Raw genomic sequence first — 359 nt, 5'->3', positions numbered from 1 at the left:
TGTAACCTTGGAATGCAGCGATTCGGCTGGCCTTGCCACTGCTCAGGCTCAAATCCCAACAGCTTCCGACCTTTGCGATGCTGATGTTTCAAACATCACAAAAGTAAGCGGACAGTTTATGGCTTCTGAAGGATGCGGAAACGCTGGAACATATACCAACACTTGGACCGTAAAAGACGACTGCGGTAACACATCTGACACTTTCACCCAAGTGATTACCATTCAGGATACTACCGCTCCAACTTGGACAACACAAGCTGGTTCTCTAAATGTAACCTTGGAATGCAGCGATGCAGCTGGCCTTGCCACAGCACAGGCTCAGATTCCGACAGCTTCCGACCTTTGCGATGCTGATGTTT

Annotated in this window: 1 protein-coding gene; it reads left to right on the top strand. The window is 49.0% G+C overall.

The window, feature by feature from the left end:
• Window positions 1-359: HYR-like domain-containing protein (locus DM397_RS00315; protein WP_204251843.1), on the top strand; the 359-nt coding region annotated here is incomplete at both ends.

It is taken from the genome of Flavobacterium nitrogenifigens (assembly GCF_003254565.1).
GTDB lineage: Bacteria > Bacteroidota > Bacteroidia > Flavobacteriales > Flavobacteriaceae > Flavobacterium > Flavobacterium nitrogenifigens.
Note: the sequence above shows the minus strand (reverse complement) of the source record. Positions and strands in the feature narration are given on the sequence as shown.